The sequence below is a fragment of the Mangrovibrevibacter kandeliae genome (assembly GCF_024519155.1).
In the GTDB taxonomy this organism is placed as follows: domain Bacteria; phylum Pseudomonadota; class Alphaproteobacteria; order Rhizobiales; family Rhizobiaceae; genus Mangrovibrevibacter; species Mangrovibrevibacter kandeliae.
On record NZ_JANIFJ010000001.1, the window covers coordinates 100,283 to 126,389 of the forward strand.

Genomic DNA, 26,107 nt, shown 5'->3' on the forward strand with positions numbered 1-26,107 from the left:
GGGAACGACGGAGAGCACCTTGCAAGAGATCCGAACGGTCGCAGTCGTTGGAACCGGGATCATCGGCGCGAGCTGGTCCTGCCTGTTTCTGGCGCATGGATTCGACGTGATGGCGACCGACATCCGCGAGGGGGCCGAGGCCGAGCTGAGTGCGGCGGTCGAGCGGTTCTGGCCCTCGCTTCCGGATGCCGTCCTCGCCCGGGGCGAGCGCGGGACCCTGCGCTTCGCGTCCGATCTCGCGGCGGCCTGCGCGGCGGCCGACTTCGTCCAGGAGAACGCCATCGAGCGGCAGGACGCCAAGATCGAGCTGATGCGCCGCATCGATGCCGCGGCGCCGGCGCACGCCGTGATCGCTTCGAGCTCGTCGGCGATCTCCGTCACCGCCATGCAGAGCGCCTGCGCCGATCCGGGCCGGGTGGTCCTCGGCCATCCCTTCAATCCGCCGCATCTCGTGCCGCTGGTGGAAGTGGCGGGCGGGGAAGCAACGCGGGAGACCGCTCTCGCCACCGCCGAAGCCTTCTACGGCCGCGTCGGCAAGGTGCCGATCCGGTTGAACAAGGAGCTCTACGGCCACGTCGCCAATCGGCTGCAGGCCGCGATCTTCCGCGAGGCGGTCCACCTCCTCGAGAGCGGCGTCGCCTCCGCCGAGGACATCGACCGGGCGGTGAGCGAGGGCCCGGGCCTGCGCTGGGCGCTGATGGGGCCGTTCCTCACCTACCATCTCGCCGGGGGCGAGCGCGGCATGGCAGGCTTCTGGGAGATGTTCGCGCCGATGCAGGAGCGCCTCTGGGGCGACCTCGGGAGCCCGGTTCCCGATGCCGGCGTCCAGGCGCGCGTGACGGAGGCGGTGGAGCGCTCCTATGCCGGCCGCCCGGTGCGGGCGCTGGTCGAGGACCGCGACATCCGGCTGCGCAGGGTGCTTGCGGCCCGCCGCCTCGACCGCGAGCCGTGACGGTCGAAGCCGCGACGGCGTCGCTCGAAGCGTCCCGTCGCGCCAGTCCTCAGGCGGTCGCGACGCGCTCGCGGTTGACGGCCTCGATGAAGCCACCGCCCTGGTCGAAGCCGGTCGCGAAGGACCGGGCGGTGGACAGGTCGCTCATCTGCGCGAAGGCGGCGCTGAAGTCGGCGGGCGTGCGGGCGCCGGGCGGCAGGTACACCCCCGCCGTCTCGACCACGTGCACCACGGTGTAGGCGCCGGCGCCGGCGCCGATGATCGTCTTTTCCGGCGCCTCCTGCGAGGCCATGTAGACGACCGCCGGAGAGACCGCCTCCGGCGTGAGAAGGGCGGCGTCGCCGGCCGCGAACAGGCCCTCGGTCATGCCCGTCGTCGCGAGCGGCGAGAGGCAGTTGACGCGAATGCCATGCTTTTCGCCCTCCTGCTGCAGCGTCGTCATCAGGCCGATCATGCCGGTCTTGGCCGCGGCGTAGTTGGCCTGGCCGAAATTGCCGTAGAGGCCGGAGCAGGAGGTGGTGAGCACGATCCGCCCGTAGCCCTGCTGCCGCATCGTCTCCCAGACCGCGCGGCAGCAGTTCGCCGATCCGGTGAGGTGGACGGCGACAACGGCGTCGAAGTCCGTCATCTCCATCTTGGCGAAGGACCGGTCGCGCAGGATGCCGGCATTGTTGACGAGGATGTCGATCCGGCCCCAGCGTGCGACCACGCGCTCGGCCATGGCCTCGACCTCGGCGAAGCGGGAGACGTCGGCGGGTTCGGCGACGGCCTCGCCGCCGAGCGCTTCGATCTCGCGGACGACGGACAGTGCGGCTTCGCCGGCGGCCCCATCCGGGCCGGCGATGTCGTTGACGACGACCCGCGCGCCCGCTTCCGCCAGCGCCAGGGCGTGGGAGCGGCCGAGCCCGGCGCCGGCGCCCGTGACGATCGCCACGCGCCCTTCGAATTCACTCGTCATGCATCGTCTCCAGTTCCGGCGCTCAGAAGTTCACCCGGTCGCCGCCTTTGAGCGACAACAGTTCGCGGGCTTCCGTCGGGGACGCAACCTCCAGCCCGAGGCCGTCCAGCACCTGCCGGATGCGCCGCACCTGTGCGGCATTCGACCCGGCCAGCTGGCCGGGGCCGTTCCAGAGCGAGTCCTCCAGTCCGACCCGGACATTGCCGCCCATCGCCGCGGCCATCGTGGTGATCGGCAGCTGGTGCCGTCCGGCGCCGAGCACCGACCAGACATAGTCGCCGCCGAACAGCCGGTCAGCGGTGCGGCGCATGTGCGCCACGTCCTCGGCATGCGTGCCGATGCCGCCGAGGATGCCGAACACCGACTGCACGAACAGCGGCGCCTTCACGAGGCCGCGGTCGAGGAAATGCGCGAGCGTATAGAGGTGACCGATGTCGTAGCACTCGAACTCGAAGCGCGTGCCGTTCCCGGAACAGGTTTCGAGGATGTGCTCGATGTCCTTGAAGGTGTTGCGGAAGACGGTGTCGCGGGTCTTTTCCAGATAGGCCGGCTCCCAGTCGTGCTGGAACTCAGCATAACGGCCGAGCATCGGGAACAGGCCGAAATTCATCGATCCCATGTTGAGCGAGGCGACCTCCGGCTGAAAGGTCTTCGCCGGCTGCAGGCGTTCCTCGACGGTCATCACCGGGCTGCCGCCTGTGGTGAGGTTGATCACCGCGTCGCTCGCCTGCTTGATGCGCGGCAGGAAGGCGGCGAAGGCCGCCGGGTCCTGCGTCGGTCGTCCGTCCTGCGGGTCGCGGGCGTGCAGGTGCAGGATCGCCGCCCCGGCCTTCGCCGCCTCCAGCGCCTGCTCGGTGATCTCGTCCGGCGTGACCGGCAGGTGCGGCGACATGCTGGGCGTGTGGATGCCGCCGGTGATGGCGCAGGTGATGATGACTTTGCGGGGGCTTGCCACGGTCTTCTTCCTCTCGGCGGCTCAGATGGTTTCGACGTTGCCGCAGACGCTGATCGCCTGGCCGGAAATGTTGGCGCCCGCCGGCGAACAGAGGAACAGCGCGAGGCCGGCGACGTCCTCCGGCTCGACCATCCGGCGCAGCGAAATGTTGGCGAGGTACTGCGCCTCCATGTCCTCGTAGCTCCGCCCGGAGGCCGCGGCCCGCTCGCGGATGACGCCCTCGATGCGCGCGCCGCGCACCACGCCGGGCAGGATGGCGTTCACCCGGATGCCGTCGGGCCCCATCTCCTTGGCAAGGCTCGCGGTGAGGCCGACGATGCCCCACTTTGCGGCGGAATAAGGGGTGCGCAGCGCATAACCGAGCCGCCCGGCGACCGAGGAGATGTTGACGATGGCACCCGCCTCGCTCCGACGCAGCAGCGGCGCGGCGCGGCGCAGCACGAGGAACGGGCCCATCAGGTCGATGTCGAGCGTGCGGCGGATCTCGTCGAGCGGGACAGCGTCGATCGCACCGGTCGGACCGGCGATCCCGGCATTGTTGACGAGAACGTCGAGCCCGCCCAACCGGTCGCTCGCGGCATCGAACAGGGCGTCGACCTCTGCCGCGTCGGAGACGTCGGCGCGCAGCGCCTCGACCCTGGGGTGTCTGGCCGCGAAGGCGGCGAGGGCAGCCTCGTCGATGTCGCAGATCATCACCTTCGCATCGGCTTGGAGAAAGGCTTCGGCGATCGCCGCGCCGATGCCGGAGGCGCCGGCGGTGACCAGCACCCGCAGATTGGGACGCGGGCGCATCCGTTCGATCATGCTCATGGGCTGTCCGTCGGTAGGTTCGCGGAGTGGCACGTCAGGCCACTTCCAGCCAGTTGCGCCGCACCTGCGGCGCTGCGTCGAGTTCGGCGGGCGAGCCCCGGAAGACGAGTTCGCCATGGCCCATCACCATGACCTCTTCGGCGACCTTGAGGGCGATCGTCAGCTTCTGCTCCACCAGCACGACCGCAACGCCGCGCCGGCCGATGTCGAGGATCACCTCCATCACGACGTCGACGATGCGCGGGGCGAGGCCCTCCGTCGGCTCGTCGATCAGAAGCACCCGCGGATTGCCGAGCAGCGAGCGGCAGATGGTCAGCATCTGCTGCTCGCCGCCGGAGAGGTAGCCGGCCCGGATGGCGCGCCGCTCCTTCAGGCGTGGAAAGTACGCGTACATCTCCTCGATCGACCAGCGCGGCGCGCCGGCGGCGCCCTTCTGGCTGCCCATCGCGAGATTTTCCTCGACCGTCAGGTTGGGAAAGACCAGCCGCTCCTCCGGCACGTACCCGATGCCCTTGCGGCAGATGTCGAAGGGCCGCCGGCCGGCGAGCTGGGTGCCGTCGAGCGTCACCGTTCCTGCGGTCGGCGGCACGAGGCCCATCATCGCCTTCAGGAGCGTCGAGCGGCCCGAGCCATTGCGGCCGAGGAGCGAGACGATGGTGGCTTGCGGCACCTCCATGTCGATGCCGTGCAGGATGTGGCTCTTGCCGTAGTGGGCGTGCAGCCCGCGCACCTCGAGCAGGCTCATGACGTCTCCTCGCCGAGATAGGCTTCCTGCACCGCCCGGTTGGCGCTGATGCGCTCGGGCGTGTCGGTGGCGAGGATGCTGCCATAGACCAGCACCGACACCCGGTCGCAGAGGCTGAAGACGACACTCATGTCGTGCTCGACCATCAGCAGCGTCTTGCCCGCGGTGACGGAGCGGATCAGCTCGGCCGCCTGCGCAGTCTCCTCGCGCGACATGCCGGCGGTCGGCTCGTCCAGGAGGATCACCTCGGCACCGGTGGTGAGCGTCATCCCGATCTCGAGGGCGCGCTGCTCCGAATAGGTCAGATCGCCGGCGAGCGTGTCGGCGCGCGGCTCTAGGCCGACACGGGCAAGCACGGCCGCGCTCTCCTCGTTCACCGCGCGCATGTGCGCCACCGAGCGGAACAGGCCGTAGCGCACGCGGTGGCGCGCCAAGACGCCGATCCGCACGTTCTCGAACACGCTGAGGCGGTGGAAGATGTTGGTGATCTGGAAGGAGCGTGCCAGCCCCGCCCGGTTGATGCGGTGCGGCGACAGGCCGGCGATGCTCCGCCCGTTGAGTGCGATGTCGCCGGACGAGGGCGCGAACAGGCCGGAGATAAGGTTGAAAAGGGTGGACTTCCCGGCGCCGTTCGGGCCGATCACCGCGTGGCGCTCGCCCGGCGCGATGTCGAGGTCGAGCTTCTGCAGCACGTCGATCGGGCCGAACGACTTGCTGACCGCGGCGAGCCGCAACGCCGGCGGGTTCGTCGTCGGGCTCATGGCGTACCTCCGAGCGGAGCGGCATCCGCCGCCGGGGCACTCCGTCGGCCCCGCACCCCGTCGATCTGCCGACGGCCCGCGACGAGCAGCCCGCCGCCGCCGAGCAGGAGGACGGCCGGCAGCAGCCAGGTGAGGACGCCGGCAGGCTCCCAGCCGATGCCGAAGAGCTCGTATGGCGGCAGAGCGCCGGCGGCGCCCGATCGCCGCATGGCGTAGTCCTGACCGAACAGGACCGCCGCCGTCTCGGTGAGATAGACGATGCCGCCGGCGAGCAGCAGCCCACCGAGGATCGACTGCAGGGCGGGCCAGGCCAGCCGCGACCAGTCGAGCTGCCGGCGGTGCCGGACGAGTTCGTAGAGGATGCCGCCGATCCCGGTCGGGGCAAAGAGCATCACCAGGACGAAGATCAGCCCCTGGTAGAACACCCAGGATCGCGTCAGGTCGGAGATCAGGAAGGAGAACAGCGTGAAGAGCGTCGCGCCGATCACCGGGCCGAAGAAGACGGTGGAGCCGCCGACGAAGGTCTGCAGCACCACCTGCGCCGAGACGTCGGTCGCAAACAGCGAGTAGTTCGCCGTCTCGTTGGAGATCGCCAGCAGCGACCCGGCGACGCCGGACGCCATCGCGGAGATGGCGAAGACGACGACCTTGGCGCGGTGGGCGTCATAGCCGAGGAAGAGCACCCGCTGCTCGTTGTCGCGCAGCGCCAGCGTCAGCCGGCCGAAGGGCGTGCGGGTGTAGGCCCAGAGCCCGAGGCCGCAGAGCATCACCCAGCCGAGCGTCAGGTAGTACACCTCGAGCATCGAGCCGAAGACGATGCCCTGCCAGGGCATGCGCATCGAGGAGATGCCGGCCTCGCCGCCGAAGGTGCCGGCAAGATGCGGCGCCAGCGAGTGGAGCAGCTCGGCGATGGCGAGCGTCACGAGGGCGAAATAGACGCCGGAGCGCATCGTCGCGAAATAGCCGGCGACCAGCCCCGCGAGGAATCCGGCCGCGGCGCCGGCGAGCGGCAGGAGCGGGGTCGGGAAGGCGAGCCCGTCCTCCACGGCGATCATCAGATGCAGCGCCGCGAAGGCGCCGATGCCGAAATAGGCGGCGTGGCCGAAGGAGAGGAGGCCCGCCTGTCCGGCGAGGAGGTTGAAGGCGAGGGCGAAGAGGCTGGCGATCAGCACGTTCACCAGGGCGTTCTGCCAGGACAGGTCGAGGAAGGGCGGCACGGCGATCAGGAGCGCCAGCAGCACGGCGAGAAGGGCGAGGATGCGCATGGACCCCATGTCAGTTGCGCTCGCCCATCAGGCCCGCCGGCCGCACCAGAAGAACGAGGAGCATCAGCGCGAACGGGATGGTGGCGCTGACGGAAGACAGCTTCAGCGTCATCAGACCGCCGATGGCGCGGGCCCAGTCGCCGAGCCCGACGAGCCCGAACAGACCCGCCAGCGACCAGTCGAGGCCGACGGCGAACGAGGAGAAGAGGCCGATCAGCAGCGAGGCGAGGAGCGAGCCCTTGAGCGAGCCGAGGCCGCCGACCACCACCACCACGAAGACGATCACCCCGAGCTCGATCCCCATGTTGGGATTGGTCGGGTAGAACGCGCCCGCCACCGCACCCGCAAGGCCCGCCAGCGCCGCGCCGGTGCCGAAGACGGCCATGAAGACCACGGGGATGTTGTGCCCCAGCGCCTCGGCCATCGCGGGCAGACGCTCGGCGGCCCGCACGACGATGCCGGTGCGGGTCCGCGTCAGGAGCAGCCAGAGAAGGGCGAACATCACCACCGCCATGCCGCCGATGAACAGGCGGTAGAAGGGATAGTCGCTGCCGAAGATCGTGAAGGCGGAGAAGCGCAGGTCACCCGGCATCTGGTAGTTCACCGGGAAGTCGCCGAAGAACAGCTTGATCAGCTCCTCGATGATCAGCGCCAGGCCGAAGGTCAGCAGCAGCTCGTGGGCGTGGCCGTGGGCGTGGACGCGCGGCAGCAGGAAGCGCTCGACCAGCATGCCGACGATGCCGACGAGGATCGGCGCCACCACCAGCCCGGCCAGAAAGCCGAAGGCCGACGACACCGCATAGGCGACGTACGCGCCGAGCATGTAGAAGGAGGCATGGGCGAAGTTCAGGACGCCCATCATGCCGAAGATCAGCGTCAATCCGGCCGAGACCATGAACAGCAACAGGCCGTAGGTCACGCCGTTGAGCGTGGAGACGATCGCAAATTCCATCGAGGGCTTCCCGCACAGGATCGTGCAGCGGTCGCCGGCCGGAGCGATGTCCGGCCGGATCCGCAGGACAGGCCGGCTATTCGCCCGGACGCTTCATCTGGCAGCTGTCCTGCACCGGATAGATCGCGTCCTCGCCGGGAACGACCTTCACCGTCTGGAACCCCATGTCGGTGTCGTCGGCCGGATATTTCGGGTTCTCGACCACCTTCGAGACGACCACCGGGCGGATCGTCTGATGGTCCGCCTTGCGCACCGAGCTCGGCCCGACCGGGCTGTCATAGGTCGAGTCTTCCAGCGCGAGCGCGATCTTGGTCACGTCGATCTCGCCGCCGCCGAAGTCGAGCGTGTCGAGCGCCTGCTTCAACTGCGCCAGCGCGAAGGCGGAATGCCCCTCGACGAAGATCGGATAGTGGCCGGTCGCCGCCTTGTAGTCCTCGGCGAATTTGCCGTCGCTGGCGGCGTTGTCGTAGTTGTTGGCGATGTAGTGGCCGATCGCGGTCTTGCCGGCATTGGCGATGTTGCCGGGCTGGTCGAGGAAGGCGGTCGCGAAGGTGACGTCGAGCCCGGCGTCGCCGGTGGCCTTCATCAGGAGCAGGAGGTCGTTCGACCAGTTGCCGGTGAAGACGGTGTCGGGAGCGGCGGCCTTGATGCGCGCCACGAAGGGCGCGAAGTCCTGGATCTTGTTGACGTCGTGCAGGACCTCGCCGACGACCTCGTAGCCGCCGGTGTCGGCGGCGGCCTCGACCGCCTTCTGCATGTCCTGGCCCCAGGAGTAGTTCTGGTTGATCGAGTAGACCTTGGTGCCAAGGTCTCCGTCCGCCTTCATCGCGTTCACCAGCGCGTTCACGCGCATCGGCGCGGTCGTGGTGAAGCGGAAGTGGTAGAACTGGCACTTCTCGCCGGTCAGTTCCATCGCTTCGCCGCCGAGATTGATGAACATCACCTCGTGGCCGGCATTGCGGATGTTGTGCTTGCGCACGTCCTCGGTCAGCTGGCCGGCGATCGCCGACGAGGCGCCCTGGAAGATGATGTCGACGCCGTCGGCGACGGCCTGGCGGAACTTGTCGGCCGCTTCCGGCGCGCCGCCGGCATTGTCGTACTCGGTGACCTGCACCGGCTCCCCGTTGAAGCCGCCGGCCTTGTTGATCTGGTCGACGCCGTACTCGACGGCGTTGGCGTAGAGGCGCCCGGTCGAGGTCTGCGCGCCCGACAGGCTCTCGATGATGCCGATCTTCAGCGGTTCGGCCTGCGCGGGCGCGGCAAGGGCGACAGCTGACGCTGCCGCGAGAAAAGCAAGGCGATGCACGGTGGTCTCCTCCCAGAGTTCCCTGTCCGCTGCCGCTGCCGCCTCTCCCGCGTGGGGAGGCGGCCCTCCTCCGGGCAGCGAGGCAAGACTACCACATCATCGTCAGTCGTAAAGATATCTGATGTGTGATCTCACTTTCCGGCTGAACATCGTGGTGGTTGCCGAGGAGGGCGGGCCCATATCATGGAACTTACGTTCCCCCCGGGGCAGTGTATCAAGGCCGGCGCGCGCCGCACCCCCGACCGTTCGAGCAATGGCGACCGGACGATCTGCAGACCGAGCCCAGCGAGGCCCCCAGCACGTGAGTACCTTCGATCCGCCGAGGAAAAAGAGCACGCTTGCACCCGTCGACGTCACGACGGTGCAGGAACGGGTCTACCAGAGCCTCCGACTGGGGCTCCTGCGGGGCGAATTCCTGCCCGGCGAACAGGTCTCCATCCGCGGCCTGGCCGAGGTCCTCGGGACCAGCCCGATGCCGGTGCGCGACGCGGTGGCGCGGCTGATCGCCGAGCGTGCTCTCGAACAGTCGGGGCCCCGAAGCCTGCGGGTGGTCCCCTACCAGGCGACGGATCACGAAAACTACATCCGCATCCGCATGCAGCTCGAGGGCTATGCTGCCGAGCGGGCTGCGAGCGCGCCGAAAGACCCGAAGCTGATCGATCTGCTGCGGCACCACAACGACGGCATTGCGCAGGCGCTGCGCGCCGACGATCTCGAGGCGGCGCTGGCGAGCAACCAGGCGTTCCACTTCGAACTCTATCGCGGAGCGGGGTATCCGCAGCTGCTCGACGTCGTCTCGACGCTCTGGCTGCGGACCGGTCCGATCGTCGCCTCGGCGCGCACGGACGCGGCACTGTTCGACCGGCTGTTCCATGCCGGTGTCCGTATCCACGGCGAGGCCATCGACGCCGTCGCACGGCGGGATCCGGCCGCCGCGCGCTGGGCCATCAAGCTCGACATCCGCTCCTCCAACCTTGCGATCCGGCGCTTCTACAAGCGAGGCGCGGGCGGCGCGGACGGCGAAAGCGCCTGACACGATTCCTTCCGTGTCGGGCCGACGGACTCCGACCGCTGGCGGCGACAGGTCGGTGGCCCGCCAAGGCGCTCCGCTCAAGGGGTCAGACGATGCGCCGCTCGCAGGCCGCGGGTCAGGAGAGCGTCGGCGCGATCTGACGGGTGACGGCGGCGCCCCCGCCGCGATCCTCGACCGCGCCGCGGGCCCTGCCTCTGCCGCTCGGACGAGGCCCGAGAAAAGGTGCCAGCGGCCGACGTCCATTGCATGGCGCAGATCGGGATCTCTTGCCCCGTCAGGCGCTCTCCTGCAGGCGCTGGCGCGCCGCCAGCGCGAGAAAGGCCGGGCGGCTCTTGCCGAGTGCGGCCGCGCGGGCATCCACCCGGTCCATCAGGCGCTCGTCCATCGAGATGTTGAGGCGCTTGGAGCGGCCCGGAAGGTCGACCGTCACCAGCGCGGTCAGCACCGCCCGCCTATTCTGTAGATGTTGCGCAGGGTGCCGGTCGGGATTGGGTGGACATGATCGAGCCGAAGGGTGCCGACCTGCAGGTGTTCGGAAAGGTCGGAACGACGGCCGTCACAGCCACGCTCCGGGGATGTCCGGCCGTCCGCGAGGGTGACGTCGTCCCCTTCGCCTTCCCGGCGGGCGGCATCCACCTGTTCGACAAAGCCATAGGAGCGCGGTTGAACTGAACCGCTCGCTTTTTCGAACCGGCTCGGCGCTCGACCGCCGGTCGAGGCGAGCGACCACATGTGGGTCTCCGCCCCTCTGTGCGAGGGGTCCCGTGCCGGTGGGCCACCTCAGCGGCGGGTGCCGGATCACCCGTCGAACTCCGCGATCCTGGCGCGAAACCGCCGGTGGAACGTCTCGATGAACTCGCGCGAAATCGATGAGGACGCCGAGAAGCCGGGCGTGATCAGCGACCACTCGAAGGTGATGGTCGGCCGGAAGGGCCGCAGTTCGACGTTCGGCCAGCGGATGTGGCGGGCGGTGAAGAAGTCGACGATGGCGCAGCCGAGACCGGCGCTGACCAGGCCGCAGGCGATCATCGTCAGCGGAGTTTCGGCCCGGATCACCGGCAGGACCGAATGGGTGGTCATCACCGCGTCGAATTTGCTGCGCATCAGCGACGGGCCGGCGAGTGCGACGAGGTCGCATCCGTGCAGGTCCTGCGGAACGATGGTCTCCTTGGCGAGAAGCGGATGGCCGACAGGCGCGGCGAAGACGCCCGGGACCGCCGGAAGATCTTCCGAGACGATCGCGGAGTGCGGAATGCGCTCCTGGACGAAGCCGACGTCGCAGCGGCCCGCGACGACCCAGTCGAGGACCGAAGGCGACGTCATGCCATAGAGGGTGATGTCGACGGCCGGCCGCTCCTTGACGAACTCGGCGACGACGCCGGGCAGGAAGCTCCCGGCCAGAGCCGGCAGACCGGCCACCCGGAGTGCGCCGCCTCGCCGCTCCCGGATGTCGCGCGCGGCAAGTTCGATGCGTTCGAGGCCGACGAAGGAGCGATCCACCTCGCGGTAGAGCGTGATCCCGTCGGCCGTCGGCAGGAGTTTGCCGCCGCGTCGCTCGAACAGCTGCAGCTTCAACTGCTGCTCGAGATCGGCGATCAGGCGGCTGACGGCCGGTTGGCTGATCCCCAGCGAGGCGGCCGCCTCGGAGGCCGATCCGATCAGGATGACGGCTCGGAAGGCCTCGAGCTGGCGACTCTTCAACACGCGTCCTATCCTTCCAACCTATAACATTCTATAATGGAGTTGGTCTGAAAACGTATTTGACTTATGTCGCCCAGTTTTGAAAGCTTCTTGTGTGAGCAATTTCTGAACAGGATGCGATGATGAGCACTCGGCGTACCCTTCTGGCTTCGGCCGCGATCTTCACGCTCTCGGCTGCGGCCACGGCAGCCGCGCAGGAGAAGGTTCTCTCCGTCGCAGCTTATGGTGGCTCCTTCGAGCAGCTGATGCGCGAGCAGGTGTTCCCGGCCTTCGAGAAGGAGCACAACGTCCGCATCGAATACACGGCAGGCAACTCGACCGACACGCTGGCGCGGCTGGTCGCCACCAAGTCCGGCCCGCAGATCGACGTCGCGATCATGGACGACGGTCCGATGTACCAGGCGATCGCCCTCGGCCTCTGCCAGGACCTGACATCGGCGCCGGTCTACGGCGATCTCTACGACACGGCCAAGGTCTCCGGGAACAAGGCCACCGGGCTCGGCGTGGTCGCCACCGGCCTGATGTACAACACCGACTACTTCAAGCAGCAGGGCTGGGACGCCCCGACCTCCTGGGCAGACCTCAAGGACGCGAAATACAAGGGCAAGCTGGTGGTGCCGCCGCTGTCCAACACCTACGGCCTGCACGCGCTCATCATGGAAGCGGGACTGGCCGGCGGCAGCGAGCAGGACATCGATCCGGGTTTCAAGGCCTTCACGGACGAGATCGGCCCGAACGTCCTCGCCTACGAGCCGTCGCCCGGTCAGATGACCGCGCTGTTCCAGAACGGCCAGGCGGTGCTCAGCGTGTGGGGCTCGGCGCGCATCAACTCGCTGAAGACGACCGGCTTCCCGGTCCAGATGGTTTATCCCAAGGAGGGTGCCGTCGCGCTCGGCATTCTCGGCTGCCCGGTCGCCGGCCGCAGCCAGCCGGAGGCACAGGCGTTCCTCCAGTACCTGCTCTCGCCCGAGGTGCAGCAGAAGCTCGCCATCGGCTACGGCTACGGTCCGGTCAACAAGAACGCCAAGCTGACCGACGAGCAGGCCGCCGACATTCCCTACGGCCCGGAGCGGGTCGGCAAGCTGCGCAAGGTCGACTGGGACTACGTCAACCAGCATCGCGAGGAGTGGAACACCCGCTGGACGCGTGAGGTCGAGCGCTGAGCGGCGTAGCGTCGAACGCGACGCCCGCCCGCGAGCGCGGGCGGGTCCACCGGACGAGAGATCCGTCGATGAGCTTCCTTACGATCGAACGCCTGACCAAGGTCTACGACAGCATCACGGCCGTCGACGGCATCTCGCTCGACATCGAGCGCGGTGAGTTCGTCTCGCTGCTGGGGCCATCCGGCTGCGGGAAGACGACGACGCTGCAGATGATCGCCGGCTTCGTCGACGTGACCTCCGGCCGGATCCTGCTCGAGGGCCAGGATCTGGCCCGGGTGCATCCCGCCCGGCGCGGCCTCGGCATCGTGTTCCAGAGCTATGCGCTCTTCCCGCACATGACCGTGGCGGAAAACGTCGGGTTCGGGCTGGAGATGCGGAAGGTGAACCGCGCCGATCGCGATCGCCGCGTCGCGGCGGCGCTCCAGCTCGTGGGCCTGTCGGCGATGGCCGACCGCTACCCGAAGCGCATGTCCGGCGGCCAGCAGCAGCGCGTCGCGCTGGCGCGGGCGCTGGTGATCGAGCCGCATCTGCTGCTGCTCGACGAACCTCTGTCCAACCTCGACGCCAAGCTGCGCGAGGAGATGCAGGGCGAGTTGCGCGACATTCAGGAGCGCACCGGCCTCACCACCATCCTCGTCACCCACGATCAGGCCGAGGCGATGGCGCTGTCGGACCGGATCGTGGTGATGAGCAAGGGCCGCATCGAGCAGATCGACGCGCCGGAGGCGGCCTATCAGGTGCCGGCGACGCGGTTCGTCGCCGATTTTCTCGGCCGCACCAACACGGTCGAGGGCGATTGCGCGGGAGCGGCGGTCTCGGTGGCCGGCGAAACCTGGACGGTTCCTGGCGGCGCGCCGGCCGGGCCCGTGCATGTCGCGGTGCGGCCCGAGCGGGTGACCTTCGCTGAGACGGGCCTTGCCGGGACGGTGCGCAAGCGGGTGTTCCAGGGCAGCCAGTGGTATTTCGAGGTCGAGAGCGTCGTCGGTCCGCTGGCGGTGCTGGCGCCGAACGGCCGTGGCCGCGTACCCGCCGTCGACGAGGCGGTGCGGCTCACCTGGTCGGCCGACGACATGCGCGTGCTGCCGCGCGAGGCCGTGCGATGAGCGCGGTCGCCGCCACGCCGGGACGACCCGCCACCACCTTGCGCGTGAGGGGCACCTACGCGCCCTATCTCCTGTCGCTCCCGGCGCTTGCGGTGATGGGCGTGCTGCTGCTGGTGCCGCTGGCAATGACGCTGGTCCTGTCGCTGCACTCCTTCGGCATGTACACCGGGATCAGCAGCGACTACGCGCTGGCCAACTACGTCGACGTCTTCACCGACCCCTATTTCGGCGAGATCTTCCTGCGCACGCTGCGGATCTCGCTCTGCACGACGCTGCTCGCCGCCGTGCTCGGCGCGCCTGAGGCCTATATCCTGCACCGGATGTCGAGTCCGTGGCGCTCGATCTTCCTCCTGGTGATGCTGGGGCCGCTGCTGATCTCGGTGATCGCGCGCACGCTCGGCTGGGCGATGCTTCTCGGCGCGACAGGGGTGGTCAACCAGACGCTCATCGCTCTTGGGCTCATCCAGACGCCCGTCGAGTTCATGTACGCCGAGACTGGCGTCGTGGTGGCGCTGGCGCACGTCCTGATGCCGTTCATGGTGATCTCGGTCTGGGCGGCGCTGCAGAAGCTCGATCCCCAGGTCGAGAACGCGGCGGTCTCGCTCGGCGCCGGCCAGGCGACGGTGCTGCGACGCGTCGTGCTGCCGCAGATCATGCCCGGCATCCTGTCCGGCTCGATCATCGTCTTCGCGCTCGCGGCCTCGTCCTTCGCCACCCCCTCGATCATCGGCGGCCGCCGCCTGAAGGTCGCGGCGACGCTCGCCTATGACGAGTTCCTGTCGACCCTGAACTGGCCCCTCGGCGCCACCATCGCGGTGCTCCTCCTCGCCGCCAACATCGTCATCATCGTCGGCTGCAACCGGCTCGTCGAGCGGCGCTACCAGCAGGTGTTCCAATGAGGCGCAACGGTCCGCTGGCGCTCGCCTTCCACTGCTTCGTCGTGCTGTTCACGGTCGCGCCGATCCTCGTCGTCTGCGTCGTCGCGTTCACGCCGAACGGCTACCTGTCGCTGCCGACCAGCGGGCTCTCGCTGCGCTGGTTCAGGACGCTCGCGGAGCGGCCGGAATTCCTGCAGTCCTTCCTCGACAGCCTGTGGCTCGCGGCGCTCGCCTCGACGACGGCAGTGTGCCTCGCGGTGCCTGCGGCGCTGGCGATCGGGCGCAACCAGTTCGCCGGCCGCGGGCTCATCCTCAGCCTGTTCCAGTCGCCGCTGATGATCCCGCACCTCGTCCTCGGCATCGCGCTGCTGCGCCTCTTCACCGAGACCGGCATCGGGATCTCGGCCTGGGCGCTGTTCTCGGGCCACCTCATCGTCGTGTTCCCCTTCGCCCTGCGGCTCGTGCTGACCAGTGCCGTCGGCATCGACCGGCAGATCGAGAATGCTGCTGTCTCGCTCGGGGCCGCGCGCTGGACGACCTTCCGACGGGTGACGCTGCCCCTGATCCTGCCAGGCGTCGTGTCGGGGTGGATCCTCTGCTTCATCCAGAGCTTCGACGAGGTGACGATGAGCGTCTTCGTCTCGACGCCACAGACGACGACGCTCCCGGTGCGGCTCTTCCTCTACATCCAGGACAACATCGATCCGCTCGTCGCCGCGGTCTCGGCGATCCTCATCATGGGCACCGTCCTCGTGATGATCGTCCTCGACAGGGTCTTCGGGATGGAGCGCCTTCTGGTCGGGCCCGGCCGCAGCTAGCCGGCTCTGGGGCTATCGAAAGAACAAGACAATGCAGAACGATTACGATTTTGCCGTCGTCGGAGGCGGGCTGGTCGGCGCTGCCGTCGCCTACGGCCTCGGCAAGCGCGGGCTGAAGGTCCTGATGCTGGACGAAGGCGACGTCGCCAAGCGTGCCTCGCGCGGCAACTTCGCCCTGGTCTGGGTCCAGAGCAAGGGGCTCGGAATGCCCCGCTACGCCACCTGGACGCGGGCCTCGTCCGACCACTGGCCCGGTTTCGCCGCTGAGCTGCGCGAGGTCGCCGGCTTCGATCTCGCCTATCGCCGGCCCGGCGGCTTTCACCTCGTGCTGTCGCAGGACGAACTCGAACGGCGCGCCGCGTCCATCCAGCGCCTGCACAACCAGGACGAGGTCGAGCCGTATCACATCGAGGTGCTCGATGGAGACGAGATCCGCCGGCGGTTGCCCGAGGCCGGGCCGGAGGTCGCGGGCGGCACCTATTGCGCGCTCGACGGCGACGTCAACTCGCTGAAGCTCTTCCGTGCCATGCACGCAGGCTTCGTCCGGAACGGCGGGAGCTACCGCAACGGCGCGCTGGTCGACCGGATCGAGGCGGGCGACGGGGGCTATCGCCTCGTCACGCCGGATGGCGCCCACACCGCCGACCGGGTCGTGCTCGCCGCCGGCCTCGACAACCCGCGGCTCGGCGCGATGGTCGGGCTCGACGTGCCCGTGCGCCCGCTCCGCGGCCAGGTCATCGTCACCGAGAAGACCGCCCCCTTCCTCGACATGCCGCTGTCGACCATCCGTCAGACCGACGAGGGCGGCGTGATGATCGGCGACAGTCAGGAGGAGGCGGACGACCACGATGTGATGCGACCCGGCATCAACGCGGTAATGGCCGACCGGGCGGTGCGCATGTTTCCGCGGCTCGGCCGCCTCAACGTGGTGCGCACCTGGTCGGCGCTTCGCGTCTACAGCCGCGACGGCTTCCCGATCTACGAGGAGTCCCCCAGCCATCCCGGCGCCTACGTCGTCACCTGCCACTCCGGTGTCACGCTGGCCGCCGCCCATTCGCAGATCCTCGCCGGCAAGCTCGCCGACGGCGGTCTCACGTCCGACTTCGACGACTTCTCCGCACGGAGGTTCCATGTATCAGCGGCTTCCTGAGCCCGGCGGCATGCCGATCCCCTTCACCCTCGACGGCCGGCGGCTCGAGGGCCGCGCCGGAGACACCGTCGCCGCCGCACTGCTGGCGGCCGGAGTCGAGACGTGCCGCACGAGCGCCGTCGGCGGTGCTCCGCGCGCGCCCTATTGCATGATGGGCGTCTGCTTCGAGTGCCTCGTGACGATCGACGGCGTCGGCAACCGCCAGGGCTGCCTCGTGCCGCTGCAGGCCGGCATGGCGGTCGAGACCCAGCTCGGGCACGGCAAGCGGGAGCTGGCGCGATGAACACGCTGAACGAGGTTTCCGAACTCGCCGCCGCCTACGATCTCGTCGTGATCGGCGCAGGACCGGCGGGCATGGCCGCGGCGACGCTCGCCGCCGGAGCCGGGGTGTCGTGCCTTCTCGTCGACGAGAACCCGGCGCCGGGCGGCCAGATCTATCGCGGCATCGGCTCGACGCCGCTCACCGAGCGCAGGCTGCTCGGCGAGGAGTACTGGAAGGGCGCGGAGATCGCGTCGGCCTTTGCCGGCAGCGCTGCGAGCTACCTGCCGCAGGCGACCGTCTGGCAGCTGTCGCCGGAGCGCGAGCTCGGCATCTCCCGGGGCGGGCGGACCCGGATGATCCGGGCGACGCGCGTGATCATGGCGACCGGCGCGCTGGAGCGGCCGTTTCCGATCCCGGGCTGGACGCTGCCCGGCGTGATGACCGCTGGCGCTGCGCAGATCCTCCTGAAGACGGCCGGCGTCGCGGTCTCCGGCAAGGTCGTTCTGGCGGGCACCGGACCGCTGCTGTGGCTCATCGCCGCCCAGTACCTCGCCGCCGGCAAGCGCTTCGATGCGATCCTCGACACGACCCCGAAGGGAAGCTGGCGCAAGGCGCTGTCGGAGCTGCCTCGCTTCCTCGCCTCGCCCTACCTGCGCAAGGGACTGCGGCTGATGGCGACCGTGCGCGGCAGCGCCAGGGTCATCTCCGGCGTCACCGCGCTCGCCGCAGAGGGCTCGGACCATCTCACGCAGGTCCGTTACACCGTCGCTGGACGAGAGAGCGTCATCGACGCCGACCATCTTCTGCTGCATCAGGGGGTGGTCCCGAACATCAACATGGCCAGCGCCAGCGGTTGCGCCATCGACTGGGACGACGAGCAGCTCGCCTTCGTGCCGCGGGTGGACGCGTGGGGCGCCACCAGCGTCGGCGGGATCGCGATCGCCGGCGACGGGGCCGGGATCGCAGGCGCAGAGGCGGCGGCCGAGCGCGGCCGCCTCGCCGCGCTCGATGCGCTGGCGGCGCTCGGCAGGATCACGCCGGAGGAGAAGGCGCGCCGCGCGGCGCCGATCCGTGCGATCGTCGCGCGGTACGACCGGGGGCGGGCCTTCCTCGACCGGCTCTACCGGCCGGCGGAGCAGTTCCGTGTCGCCACCGATGCAACCGTCGCCTGCCGCTGCGAGGAGGTCACCGGGGGCCAGATCCGCGACGTCGTCGCCAACCTCAACGTGCTCGGGCCGAACCAGCTGAAGTCGTTCCTGCGCTGCGGGATGGGCCCGTGCCAGGGACGCCTCTGCGGCCTCACCGTCACCGAGACGATCGCCCGCACGCGCGGCGTCGATCCGGCAGAAGTCGGCTACTACCGTCTGCGCGCCCCGGTGAAGCCGATCACGCTCGCCGAGCTCGCGACGCTCGAGCACAGCGAGGCCGAGATCAAGACGGTGGCCCGGGGCTGACATGGCGACCAGCGACGTCCTCGTCATCGGCGGCGGCCTGCATGGCTGCTCGGCCGCGCTGCAGCTGTCGATGCGCGGCCTGTTGGTGCGGCTGATCGAGAAGGACTATCCGGGTCGGCATGCCTCCGGCGTCAATGCCGGCGGCGTGCGCCGGCTCGGACGCGCGATGCCGGAGGTCCCGCTCTCCATCGCCTCGATGGAGCTCTGGCATCGGATCGAGGACCTCGTCGACGACGACTGCGGCTTCGAGAGCCACGGTCAGATCAAGGTCGCGGAGAGCGAAGCCGATCTCGCGCTCTGCCGGGCTCGCGCACGGGAGCTCATGGACGCCGGGTTCGACCACGAGGAGGTCATCGGGCAGAGCGAGCTGCGCGAGCTTCTGCCGGCGGTCGCCGAGCACTGCGTCGGGGGCCTGATCTCGCGGGCCGACGGCGCGGCGCTGCCCTTCAGGACGGTGCAGGCCTTCCGCAACAAGGCGGCGCGATTGGGCGCCGACATCGTGGAGGGGTGCGGAACGGCCACCGTCGAGCGTCGCGATGGCGTCTGGACGGCGACGCTCGCCGACGGCACCCGACATTCGGCGCCGGTGCTGGTGAACGCGGCCGGCGCCTGGGCCGGCACCATCGCCGCGGCCGCCGGCGAACCGGTGCCGCTCGAGGTCGTGGCCCCGATGCTGATGATCACCGAACGTCGCCCGCACTTCCTGACGCCCGTGGTCGGCGCGACCTCGCGCACGCTGTCCTTCAAGCAGTTCGCCAACGGCACGGTGCTGATCGGAGGCGGCTATCTCGGCCGCGCCGATCCCGCGAGCAACCGCACCGAACTCGACTACGTCAAGCTCGGCGAAAACGCCCGGACGGCGAGGGAGCTGTTTCCGGTGATGCGGGACGCGCGTCTCGTCCGGGCCTGGGCCGGCATCGAGGCGCGCATGGCCGACGGCATCCCGGTGATCGGGCCGAGCGGGACGCAGGAGGGGCTGTTCCACTCCTTCGGCTACTCGCTGCACGGCTTCCAGCTCGGGCCGATCTGCGGCGCGATCATCGCGGAGCTCGTCGTGTCCGGGCGCACCAACCTGCCGATCGAGCCCTTTTCGATCGGCCGCTTCGCCGCCGCAGCGGCCGCCTGAGCCAGGCTTTCCCGCCGGTCATCACCGGCACCTCCAGCGACCACGAAAGGACAACAGATGGTCAAGCGCATTCTCCAGACCCCGATCATGCACCGCATGGTGGAGCACAACGGCGTCGTCTATCTCGGCGGCATCGTCGCCGACGACCGCAGCCAGTCGATGGGCGGCCAGACGGCCCAGATCTGCGAGAAGATCGATGCGCTGCTCGCCGAGGCGGGCACCGACAAGACCAGGCTCCTGACGGCGATGCTCTACATCACGGACATGAGCCAGAAGGACGCGATGAACCAGTCCTGGACGCGCTGGATCGAAGCCGGCGACCTGCCGACTCGCGCCACGATCGGTGTCGCCGATCTCGGCAAGGACATCCTGATCGAGATCGTGGTGAGCGCGGCGGTCTAGGCTACCGTCGCAAGCGGCGCTCGTCTTCGGGCGGCGCGGCCGGCGCTTGCACGACAGGCGGCCCTTCCGACCGCGGTGACGCGGCGGGCCCCACACGGGGAGCTGCTGCCCGGGTCCGACAGGGCGGACAGGCAGCCGCGGCAGGGACGTCGACATGCAGAAGGCCGGGCTTGCGCCCGGCCTTCGTCTCGTGTCCGACCCCGCGCGGTCAGTTCGACGTCTTGGTCGCCGCCTCGGAGTCCTGCCAGCTCTTCACCAGCTCGTCATAGTTGACGGTGACCGGCTTTTCCTTCTCGTTCTCGACCTTGGGCTGGGGCGCGATGTTGCCATCCTTCTTGGCCTCCGCGACCCAGTAGTCCATGTCGTGCTCCTCGTTCAGCTTCGGGCCGATGTCGCCCTGAATGCCGGCCCGCTCGAGGCGCTCCATCACCTTTTCCTGGTCGGCGCAGAGCGCGTCCATCGCCTCCTGCGGCGTCTTGGCGCCGGAGGCGGCGTCGCCGATGTTCTGCCACCAGAGCTGGGCGAGCTTCGGGTAGTCCGGGACGTTGGTTCCGGTCGGAGTCCACTGCACGCGGGCCGGCGAGCGGTAGAACTCGATCAGGCCGCCGAGCTTCGGCGCGCGCTCGGTGAACGACTTGTCGCGGATGGTGGAGTCGCGGATGAAGGTGAGGCCGACATGGCTCTTCTTCACGTCCACCGTCTTGGAGGTGACGAACTGGGCGTAGAGCCAGGCGGCCTTCGCCCGGTCGACCGGGGTCGACTTCATCAGCGTCCAGGAGCCGACGTCCTGGTAGCCGAGCTTCATGCCGTCCTTCCAGTAGACGCCGTGCGGCGAGGGCGCGACGCGCCACTTCGGCGTGCCGTCCTCGTTGACGACCGGCAGGCCTTCCTTGGCCATGTCGGCGGTGAAGGCGGTGTACCAGAAGATCTGCTGGGCGATGTTGCCCTGCGCCGGCACCGGACCCGATTCGGAGAAGGTCATGCCCTGCGCCTCGGCCGGCGCGTAAGCCTTCAGCCAGTCGAGATACTTGGCGATCGAGTAGACGGCCGCCGGGCCGTTGGTGTCGCCGCCGCGCGCGACGCACGAGCCGGTCGGCTGGCTCTTGTCGTTGACGCGGATGCCCCATTCATCGACCGGCTTGCCGTTCGGCAGGCCCTTATCGCCGTTGCCGGCCATCGACAGCCAGGCGTCGGTGAAACGCCAGCCGAGCGATGGATCCTTCTTGCCGTAGTCCATGTGGCCGTAGACCTTCTTGCCGTCCGCCTCGCGGCCGGTGAAGAATTCGGCAATGTCCTCATAGGCCGACCAGTTGACGGGGACGCCGAGGTCGTAGCCGTACTTGGCCTTGAAGTCGGCCTTGTTCTTCTCGTCGTTGAACCAGTCGTAGCGGAACCAGTAGAGGTTGGCGAACTGCTGGTCCGGCAGCTGGTACATCTCGCCGTCCGGCGCGGTGGTGAACGACTTGCCGATGAAGTCGTCGATGTCGAGCATCGGATTGGTGACGTCCTTGCCCTCGTTCTTCATCCAGTCGGTCAGGCTGCGCACCTGGCCGTAGCGCCAGTGGGTGCCGATGAAGTCGGAATCGTTGACCCAGCCGTCATAGAGGTTCTGGCCGGTCTGCATCTGGGTCTGGATTTTCTCGACGACGTCACCCTCCTGGATGATGTCGTGGACGACCTTGATCCCGGTGATCGCCGTGAAGGCGGGGGCGAGCGTCTTCGACTCGTAGGCGTGCGTCGTGAGCGATTCGGAGACGACGTGGATCTCCATGCCCTGGAAGGGCTTGGCGGCGTCGACGAACCACTGCATCTCCTTTTCCTGGTCGGCGCGCGAGAGCGTCGACAGGTCCTTGATCTCGGTGTCGAGGAACTGCTTGGCCTCGTCCATGCCGGCCAGCGCCGGACCGCTCGCCAGTGCGACGGCCAAGAGCGCCGTCGAGCCCCAAAGAATGCGCTTCATGTCAAACCCTCCCGTGTCGTTGCCCGGCCGATCCTCCCGATCGGCCTGCCGGTCGTGATGCCGCACTGGACGCGCGACCGGCGGCGCGCCCCGGCAGTTCCGCCCCCGGCTAGACCAGCCGGAAGACGAGAATGAAGAAGGCCGCGCAGGGAATCAGCGCGTACCACAGCGGCAGTTCCGTGCCCCACAGCCAGCCGAGGCAGATGAAGGCCGAGCCGAGCAGCGACACGAACAGGCGGTCGCCGCGGGTCGTCTCGAAGTTGAGGATGCCGACCCTCGGGGTGCCGCCGGGCACGGCCCATTCCCAGACGCCCATGCCGACGAGCATCAGGACGATCGCGACGAAGAAGATCGCCGTCGGCCAGGTCCAGGCCATCCAGGTGAGGTCGATCATCACACCCTCCCCAGGGCGAAGCCCTTGGCGATGTAGTTGCGCACGAACCAGATCACGACCGCGCCGGGGATGATGGTGAGCGCGCCGGCGGCCGCGAGGAGCCCCCAGTCCATGCCGGCCGCCGAGACGGTGCGGGTCATGATCGCGGCGATCGGCTTGGCCGCCGTCACCGTCAGCGTGCGGGCGAGCAGGAGCTCGACCCAGGAGAACATGAAGCAGAAGAAGGCGGCGACACCGATACCGCTGGCGATCAGCGGCATGAAGATCCGGACGAAGAAGCGCGGGAACGAATAGCCGTCGATGTAGGCGGTCTCGTCGATCTCCTTCGGGACACCCGACATGAAGCCCTCCAGAATCCACACCGCCAGCGGCACGTTGAACAGGCAATGGGCGAGCGCCACCGCGATGTGCGTGTCGATCAGGCCGAAGGCCGAGTAGAGCTGGAAGAAGGGCAGGGCGAAGACGGCCGGCGGCGCCATCCGGTTGGTCAGGAGCCAGAAGAACAGGTGCTTGTCGCCGAGGAAGCGGTAACGCGAGAAGGCGTAGGCCGCCGGCAGCGCCGCCGCCACCGAGATCACCATGTTCATCAACACGTAGATCAGCGAGTTGACGTAGCCCGAATACCAGGACGGGTCGGTGAAGATCGTCGCGTAGTTCTTCAGCGTCGGATGGTTCGGGACGAGCGTCATCGTCGTCACGATCTCCTGGTTCGTCTTGAAGCTCATGTTGACGAGCCAGTAGATCGGCAGGAGCAGGAAGAGGATGTAGAGGATCGGGATCAGCGCCTTCGGCCGGAAGCGCCCGCTCGCCGCATGCTCGCGCGCCGACAGCGCCGTCTCAGAGCGAGGTTCGGCGGGCAGCGCGCCGGCCGCAGTGGTCGCCTGGTCGCTCATCGTGCGGCCTCCTTGACCGGCCGGTCCGCCCCGACATTGGTCATCACGGTGTAGAAGACCCAGGACAGCGCGAGGATGATCAGGAAGTAGATCAGGCTCATCGCCGCTGCCTCGCCGAGGTTGAACTGCCCGATCGCCAGCTTGACGAGGTCGATCGACAGGAAGGTCGTCGAGTTGCCGGGGCCGCCGCCGGTGACGACGAAGGGCTCGGTGTAGATCATGAAACTGTCCATGAAGCGCAGGAGCACGGCGATCAGAAGCACCCGGCCCATCTTCGGCAGCTGGATGTAGCGGAAGACGGCCCAGCGCGAGGCGCCGTCGATCTTGGCGGCCTGGTAGTAGGCGTCGGGGATCGACACGAGCCCGGCGTAGCAGAGCAGGACGACGAGGCTGGTCCAGTGCCAGACGTCCATCAGGATCACCGTCGCCCAGGCGTCCACCGGATTGGCGACGTAGTTGTAGTCGATGCCCATCGCATCGAGGGTGTAGCCGAGGAGCCCGATGTCGGTCCGCCCGAAGACCTGCCAGATCGTGCCGACGACGTTCCACGGGATCAAGAGCGGCAGCGCCATCAGGACGAGGCAGACCGACACCCAGACGCCCTTCTTGGGCATCGACAGCGCAACGAGGATGCCGAGCGGCACCTCGATGGCGAGGATGATGGCCGAGAAGAGAAGGTTGCGGACCAGCGCGTCGTGGAAGCGGTCGGAGGTCAGCATCTCCTTGAACCAGTCGGTGCCGTACCAGAAGAACTGGTTGTTCCCGAAGGTGTCCTGGAAGGCGTAGTTGACCACCGTCATCAGCGGGATGACGGCCGAGAAGGCGACCAGCACCAGCACCGGCAGCACCAGGAACCAGGCCCGGTTGTTCCAGGTCTTATCCATGCGCCAGCCTCCCGTCGCGCTCGACCAGCCAGGACTCGGCGTAGAGGTTCAGTCCTTCCGGCGCGAAGCTCGCATCCGCCTCGGCCGGAATGGGAGCGTCGTCGCGCAGGACGGCGCTCAGCGGTGCGCCGTTCAGCCGGGCCCGCACGATGCGCTCGGAGCCGACGTCCTCGACCCGGTCGATGGTGACGGGCACGCCGCTGCCGCGCGGCACGATCCGCACGAATTCAGGCCGCACGCCGAGCTCGATGCGTCCGGGCGTCCGGGCCGGAAGGATCCCCGGCAACGCGATGCGGGCGCCCGACACCACCGCCGCGCCGTCCTCGAGGCGGCAGGGCAGGATGTTCATGCCGGGCGAGCCGATGAAGTAGCCGACGAAGGTGTGCCGCGGCCGCTCGAAGAGCTCCTCGGGGGTCCCGATCTGCACGACCTCGCCGGCATGCATCACCACGACCTTGTCGGCGAAGGTGAGCGCCTCGGTCTGGTCGTGGGTCACGTAGACCATGGTCATCGCGAACTCGCGGTGCAGCTGTTTCAGCTCGGAGCGGAGCTGCCACTTCATGTGCGGGTCGATGACGGTCAGCGGCTCGTCGAACAGGATCGCGTTGACGTCGGAGCGCACCAGGCCGCGGCCGAGCGAGATCTTCTGCTTCTCGTCGGCGGTGAGGCCGCGGGCCTTGCGGTCGGCCTTCGCCTCGAGGCCGATGCGGCGCAGCATGTCGGCGACGCGCGTCCTGATTTCGGCGGCCGGCACCTTCCGGTTCTTCAGCGGGAAGGCGAGGTTCTCGCGCACCGTCATGGTGTCGTAGATCACCGGGAACTGGAACACCTGGGCGATGTTGCGCGCCTCGGGCGTCAGCCGCGTAACGTCCCGGTCGTCGAAGCGCACGTGCCCCTCGGACGGCGTCAGCAGGCCGGAGATGATGTTGAGGAGCGTGGTCTTGCCGCAGCCGGAGGGGCCGAGCAGCGCATAGGCGCCGCCGTCCTCGAAGCTGTGGTCGACCTCGCGCAGGGCGTAGGTGCCGGCGCGGGCAAGATCGGGCGTGTAGGCGTGGCGGATGTGGTCGAGGCGGATGCGGGCCATCGGCGTCTCCTCAGGCCGCCAGGGCGGCGGGTTCGCCGACGGCGCTGCCGGTGCGATCGAAGACCAGCACCTTGGCCGGATCGAAGGTCAGGCGGACGCGGTCGCCGGTTTCCACCCGTCGGATGCCGTGGACCAGGGCGACGATGCGCTCGTGGCCGAAATCGGCGTGGATGAAGGTCTCCGAACCCGTGACCTCCGTCAGCGACACGGTTGCCTCGAATCCTGCGGATTCAGACCCGGCGAGTGTCAGCCGGTGCGGCCGGATGCCTACGAGATAGGCGCCGTCCGCAAGACCGGCATGGGCGGCCGCGGCCTCGAAGACGAGGCCATCCGGCCCGCTGAAGCGCCGGCCGGCCTTCTCCACTGCGACGACATTCAGCGGCGGGTCAGAGAAGGTGCGCGCCGTCAGGAGGTCGCGCGGCCGGCGGAACACCGCCGTCGTCTCGCCGAACTGCGTGATGCGGCCCTTCGAGAGGGTGGCGGTGTGGCCGCCGAGGAGGAGGGCCTCCTGCGGCTCGGTGGTGGCATAGACGAAGATGGCGCCCGTCTCGGCAAAGATCCGCGGCAGTTCCTCGCGCAGTTCCTCGCGCAGCTTGTAGTCCAGATTGGCGAGCGGCTCGTCGAGCAGCACGAGGTCGGCCTGCTTGACGAGCGCGCGGGCAAGGGCGGTGCGCTGCTGCTGGCCGCCGGAGAGGTTGAGCGGCGTGCGGTCGAGATAGGGCGTCATCTTCAGAAGCTCGGCGGCCCGCTTGACCGCCGCGTCGATCTCGGCGGCCGGGCGCTTCTGGATGCGCAGCGGCGAGGCGATGTTCTCGTAGACGGTCAGCGTCGGGTAATTGATGAACTGCTGGTAGACCATCGCGACGTTGCGCCGTCGCACCGGCACGCCTGTCACGTCCTTGCCGTCCATCGTCACGCGCCCCGCGGTCGGCGCATCGAGCCCTGCCATCAGCCGCATCAGGCTCGTCTTGCCCGACAGCGTCGGCCCGAGCAGCACGTTCAGCGTGCCGCGCTCCAGACGGAGCGACACGTCCACGATATGTGCCTCGCCGCCGACGGTGCGGCTGACGGATTGTAGGTCCAGCATCGTCCTCCCAA

At 68.6% G+C, this 26,107-nt stretch carries 28 protein-coding genes; 11 read left to right on the forward strand and 17 right to left on the reverse strand.

What is annotated here, in order from left to right:
* The first annotated feature begins 19 nt into the window (after positions 1-19).
* Entirely contained in the window at positions 20-952 is a 933-nt protein-coding gene (locus tag NPA30_RS00440; protein WP_256800348.1) for a 3-hydroxyacyl-CoA dehydrogenase NAD-binding domain-containing protein, read from the forward strand.
* 49 nt (positions 953-1,001) lie between these two features.
* Here NPA30_RS00440 and NPA30_RS00445 read toward each other — a convergent pair whose 3' ends face one another.
* The 8 genes from NPA30_RS00445 to NPA30_RS00480 form a co-directional block, all read right to left on the reverse strand.
* Positions 1,002-1,910 carry an SDR family NAD(P)-dependent oxidoreductase gene (locus NPA30_RS00445; protein WP_256800349.1) on the reverse strand — a complete coding sequence of 303 codons (909 nt, stop codon included), beginning with the start codon at positions 1,908-1,910 and terminating at the stop codon, positions 1,002-1,004.
* 22 nt (positions 1,911-1,932) lie between these two features.
* Positions 1,933-2,865, reverse strand: a complete 933-nt coding sequence (locus NPA30_RS00450; protein WP_256800350.1) for a BKACE family enzyme — start codon at positions 2,863-2,865, stop codon at positions 1,933-1,935.
* 21 nt (positions 2,866-2,886) lie between these two features.
* Complete coding sequence (locus NPA30_RS00455; RefSeq protein WP_256800351.1) at positions 2,887-3,675, reverse strand: SDR family oxidoreductase; 789 nt, start codon at positions 3,673-3,675, stop codon at positions 2,887-2,889.
* A 34-nt stretch (positions 3,676-3,709) separates the two neighbouring features.
* Positions 3,710-4,420 carry an ABC transporter ATP-binding protein gene (locus NPA30_RS00460; protein WP_256800352.1) on the reverse strand — a complete coding sequence of 237 codons (711 nt, stop codon included), beginning with the start codon at positions 4,418-4,420 and terminating at the stop codon, positions 3,710-3,712.
* Entirely contained in the window at positions 4,417-5,181 is a 765-nt protein-coding gene (locus NPA30_RS00465) for an ABC transporter ATP-binding protein (RefSeq protein ID WP_256800353.1), read from the reverse strand. Before NPA30_RS00465 ends, NPA30_RS00460 begins: the two co-directional genes overlap by 4 nt.
* Positions 5,178-6,455: a branched-chain amino acid ABC transporter permease gene (locus NPA30_RS00470; RefSeq protein WP_256800354.1), complete on the reverse strand. Its 1,278-nt coding sequence runs from the start codon at positions 6,453-6,455 to the stop codon at positions 5,178-5,180. The genes NPA30_RS00465 and NPA30_RS00470 overlap by 4 nt, the downstream gene beginning before the upstream one ends.
* A 1-nt stretch (position 6,456) precedes the next feature.
* Positions 6,457-7,398 carry a branched-chain amino acid ABC transporter permease gene (locus NPA30_RS00475; protein WP_256800355.1) on the reverse strand — a complete coding sequence of 314 codons (942 nt, stop codon included), beginning with the start codon at positions 7,396-7,398 and terminating at the stop codon, positions 6,457-6,459.
* Positions 7,399-7,474: 76 nt separating this feature from the next.
* A complete protein-coding gene (locus NPA30_RS00480; RefSeq protein ID WP_256800357.1) occupies positions 7,475-8,704 on the reverse strand; it encodes a branched-chain amino acid ABC transporter substrate-binding protein in 1,230 nt (409 codons plus the stop codon).
* Positions 8,705-9,005: 301 nt separating this feature from the next.
* On the opposite strand from NPA30_RS00480, the gene NPA30_RS00485 reads away from it, so the two are divergent.
* On the forward strand, positions 9,006-9,737 hold the full coding sequence (locus tag NPA30_RS00485) for a GntR family transcriptional regulator (protein WP_256800358.1): 732 nt from the start codon (positions 9,006-9,008) through the stop codon (positions 9,735-9,737).
* 274 nt (positions 9,738-10,011) lie between these two features.
* Here NPA30_RS00485 and NPA30_RS00490 read toward each other — a convergent pair whose 3' ends face one another.
* The 3 genes from NPA30_RS00490 to NPA30_RS00500 all read right to left on the reverse strand — a co-directional run bounded on the left by NPA30_RS00490 (position 10,012) and on the right by NPA30_RS00500 (position 11,441).
* Positions 10,012-10,182 (reverse strand): type II toxin-antitoxin system HicB family antitoxin, encoded by a 171-nt coding sequence (locus tag NPA30_RS00490; protein ID WP_256800359.1) that lies wholly within the window; start codon positions 10,180-10,182, stop codon positions 10,012-10,014.
* The gene (locus NPA30_RS00495; protein WP_256800360.1) at positions 10,176-10,469 is read right to left on the reverse strand and encodes a hypothetical protein; all 294 of its coding nucleotides are present in this window, start codon (positions 10,467-10,469) and stop codon (positions 10,176-10,178) included. Before NPA30_RS00495 ends, NPA30_RS00490 begins: the two co-directional genes overlap by 7 nt.
* Before the next feature lie 66 nt (positions 10,470-10,535).
* Positions 10,536-11,441, reverse strand: a complete 906-nt coding sequence (locus NPA30_RS00500) for a LysR substrate-binding domain-containing protein (protein ID WP_256800361.1) — start codon at positions 11,439-11,441, stop codon at positions 10,536-10,538.
* Positions 11,442-11,560: 119 nt separating this feature from the next.
* Between NPA30_RS00500 and NPA30_RS00505 the strand changes: the two genes are divergently transcribed.
* The 9 genes from NPA30_RS00505 to NPA30_RS00545 all read left to right on the forward strand — a co-directional run bounded on the left by NPA30_RS00505 (position 11,561) and on the right by NPA30_RS00545 (position 19,794).
* Positions 11,561-12,601 (forward strand): ABC transporter substrate-binding protein, encoded by a 1,041-nt coding sequence (locus tag NPA30_RS00505; RefSeq protein WP_256800362.1) that lies wholly within the window; start codon positions 11,561-11,563, stop codon positions 12,599-12,601.
* Between the two features lie 68 nt (positions 12,602-12,669).
* Positions 12,670-13,704, forward strand: coding sequence for an ABC transporter ATP-binding protein (locus NPA30_RS00510; protein WP_256800363.1), 1,035 nt, complete (start codon positions 12,670-12,672; stop codon positions 13,702-13,704).
* On the forward strand, positions 13,701-14,603 hold the full coding sequence (locus tag NPA30_RS00515; protein ID WP_256800364.1) for an ABC transporter permease: 903 nt from the start codon (positions 13,701-13,703) through the stop codon (positions 14,601-14,603). Before NPA30_RS00510 ends, NPA30_RS00515 begins: the two co-directional genes overlap by 4 nt.
* Entirely contained in the window at positions 14,600-15,400 is an 801-nt protein-coding gene (locus NPA30_RS00520) for an ABC transporter permease (RefSeq protein ID WP_256800365.1), read from the forward strand. Before NPA30_RS00515 ends, NPA30_RS00520 begins: the two co-directional genes overlap by 4 nt.
* Positions 15,401-15,431: 31 nt before the next feature.
* The gene (locus tag NPA30_RS00525) at positions 15,432-16,550 is read left to right on the forward strand and encodes an NAD(P)/FAD-dependent oxidoreductase (RefSeq protein ID WP_256800366.1); all 1,119 of its coding nucleotides are present in this window, start codon (positions 15,432-15,434) and stop codon (positions 16,548-16,550) included.
* Positions 16,531-16,833: a (2Fe-2S)-binding protein gene (locus NPA30_RS00530; protein ID WP_256800368.1), complete on the forward strand. Its 303-nt coding sequence runs from the start codon at positions 16,531-16,533 to the stop codon at positions 16,831-16,833. Before NPA30_RS00525 ends, NPA30_RS00530 begins: the two co-directional genes overlap by 20 nt.
* Positions 16,830-18,266: an FAD/NAD(P)-dependent oxidoreductase gene (locus NPA30_RS00535; protein ID WP_256800370.1), complete on the forward strand. Its 1,437-nt coding sequence runs from the start codon at positions 16,830-16,832 to the stop codon at positions 18,264-18,266. The genes NPA30_RS00530 and NPA30_RS00535 overlap by 4 nt, the downstream gene beginning before the upstream one ends.
* A 1-nt stretch (position 18,267) precedes the next feature.
* Positions 18,268-19,392, forward strand: a complete 1,125-nt coding sequence (locus NPA30_RS00540; RefSeq protein WP_256800372.1) for an NAD(P)/FAD-dependent oxidoreductase — start codon at positions 18,268-18,270, stop codon at positions 19,390-19,392.
* A 57-nt stretch (positions 19,393-19,449) separates the two neighbouring features.
* The gene (locus NPA30_RS00545; protein WP_256800373.1) at positions 19,450-19,794 is read left to right on the forward strand and encodes a RidA family protein; all 345 of its coding nucleotides are present in this window, start codon (positions 19,450-19,452) and stop codon (positions 19,792-19,794) included.
* Between the two features lie 208 nt (positions 19,795-20,002).
* On the opposite strand, the gene NPA30_RS00550 is transcribed toward NPA30_RS00545, so the two are convergent.
* The 6 genes from NPA30_RS00550 to NPA30_RS00575 form a co-directional block, all read right to left on the reverse strand.
* A complete protein-coding gene (locus NPA30_RS00550) occupies positions 20,003-21,754 on the reverse strand; it encodes an ABC transporter substrate-binding protein (protein ID WP_256800375.1) in 1,752 nt (583 codons plus the stop codon).
* A 109-nt stretch (positions 21,755-21,863) separates the two neighbouring features.
* Positions 21,864-22,148: a DUF2160 domain-containing protein gene (locus NPA30_RS00555; RefSeq protein ID WP_256800376.1), complete on the reverse strand. Its 285-nt coding sequence runs from the start codon at positions 22,146-22,148 to the stop codon at positions 21,864-21,866.
* Positions 22,148-23,041 (reverse strand): carbohydrate ABC transporter permease, encoded by an 894-nt coding sequence (locus NPA30_RS00560; protein WP_256800377.1) that lies wholly within the window; start codon positions 23,039-23,041, stop codon positions 22,148-22,150. The genes NPA30_RS00555 and NPA30_RS00560 overlap by 1 nt, the downstream gene beginning before the upstream one ends.
* Positions 23,038-23,925: a carbohydrate ABC transporter permease gene (locus NPA30_RS00565; protein WP_256800378.1), complete on the reverse strand. Its 888-nt coding sequence runs from the start codon at positions 23,923-23,925 to the stop codon at positions 23,038-23,040. Before NPA30_RS00565 ends, NPA30_RS00560 begins: the two co-directional genes overlap by 4 nt.
* Positions 23,918-25,009 (reverse strand): ABC transporter ATP-binding protein, encoded by a 1,092-nt coding sequence (locus NPA30_RS00570; RefSeq protein WP_256800379.1) that lies wholly within the window; start codon positions 25,007-25,009, stop codon positions 23,918-23,920. The genes NPA30_RS00565 and NPA30_RS00570 overlap by 8 nt, the downstream gene beginning before the upstream one ends.
* A 10-nt stretch (positions 25,010-25,019) precedes the next feature.
* Entirely contained in the window at positions 25,020-26,096 is a 1,077-nt protein-coding gene (locus NPA30_RS00575) for an ABC transporter ATP-binding protein (RefSeq protein WP_256800380.1), read from the reverse strand.
* Positions 26,097-26,107: the final 11 nt, after the last annotated feature.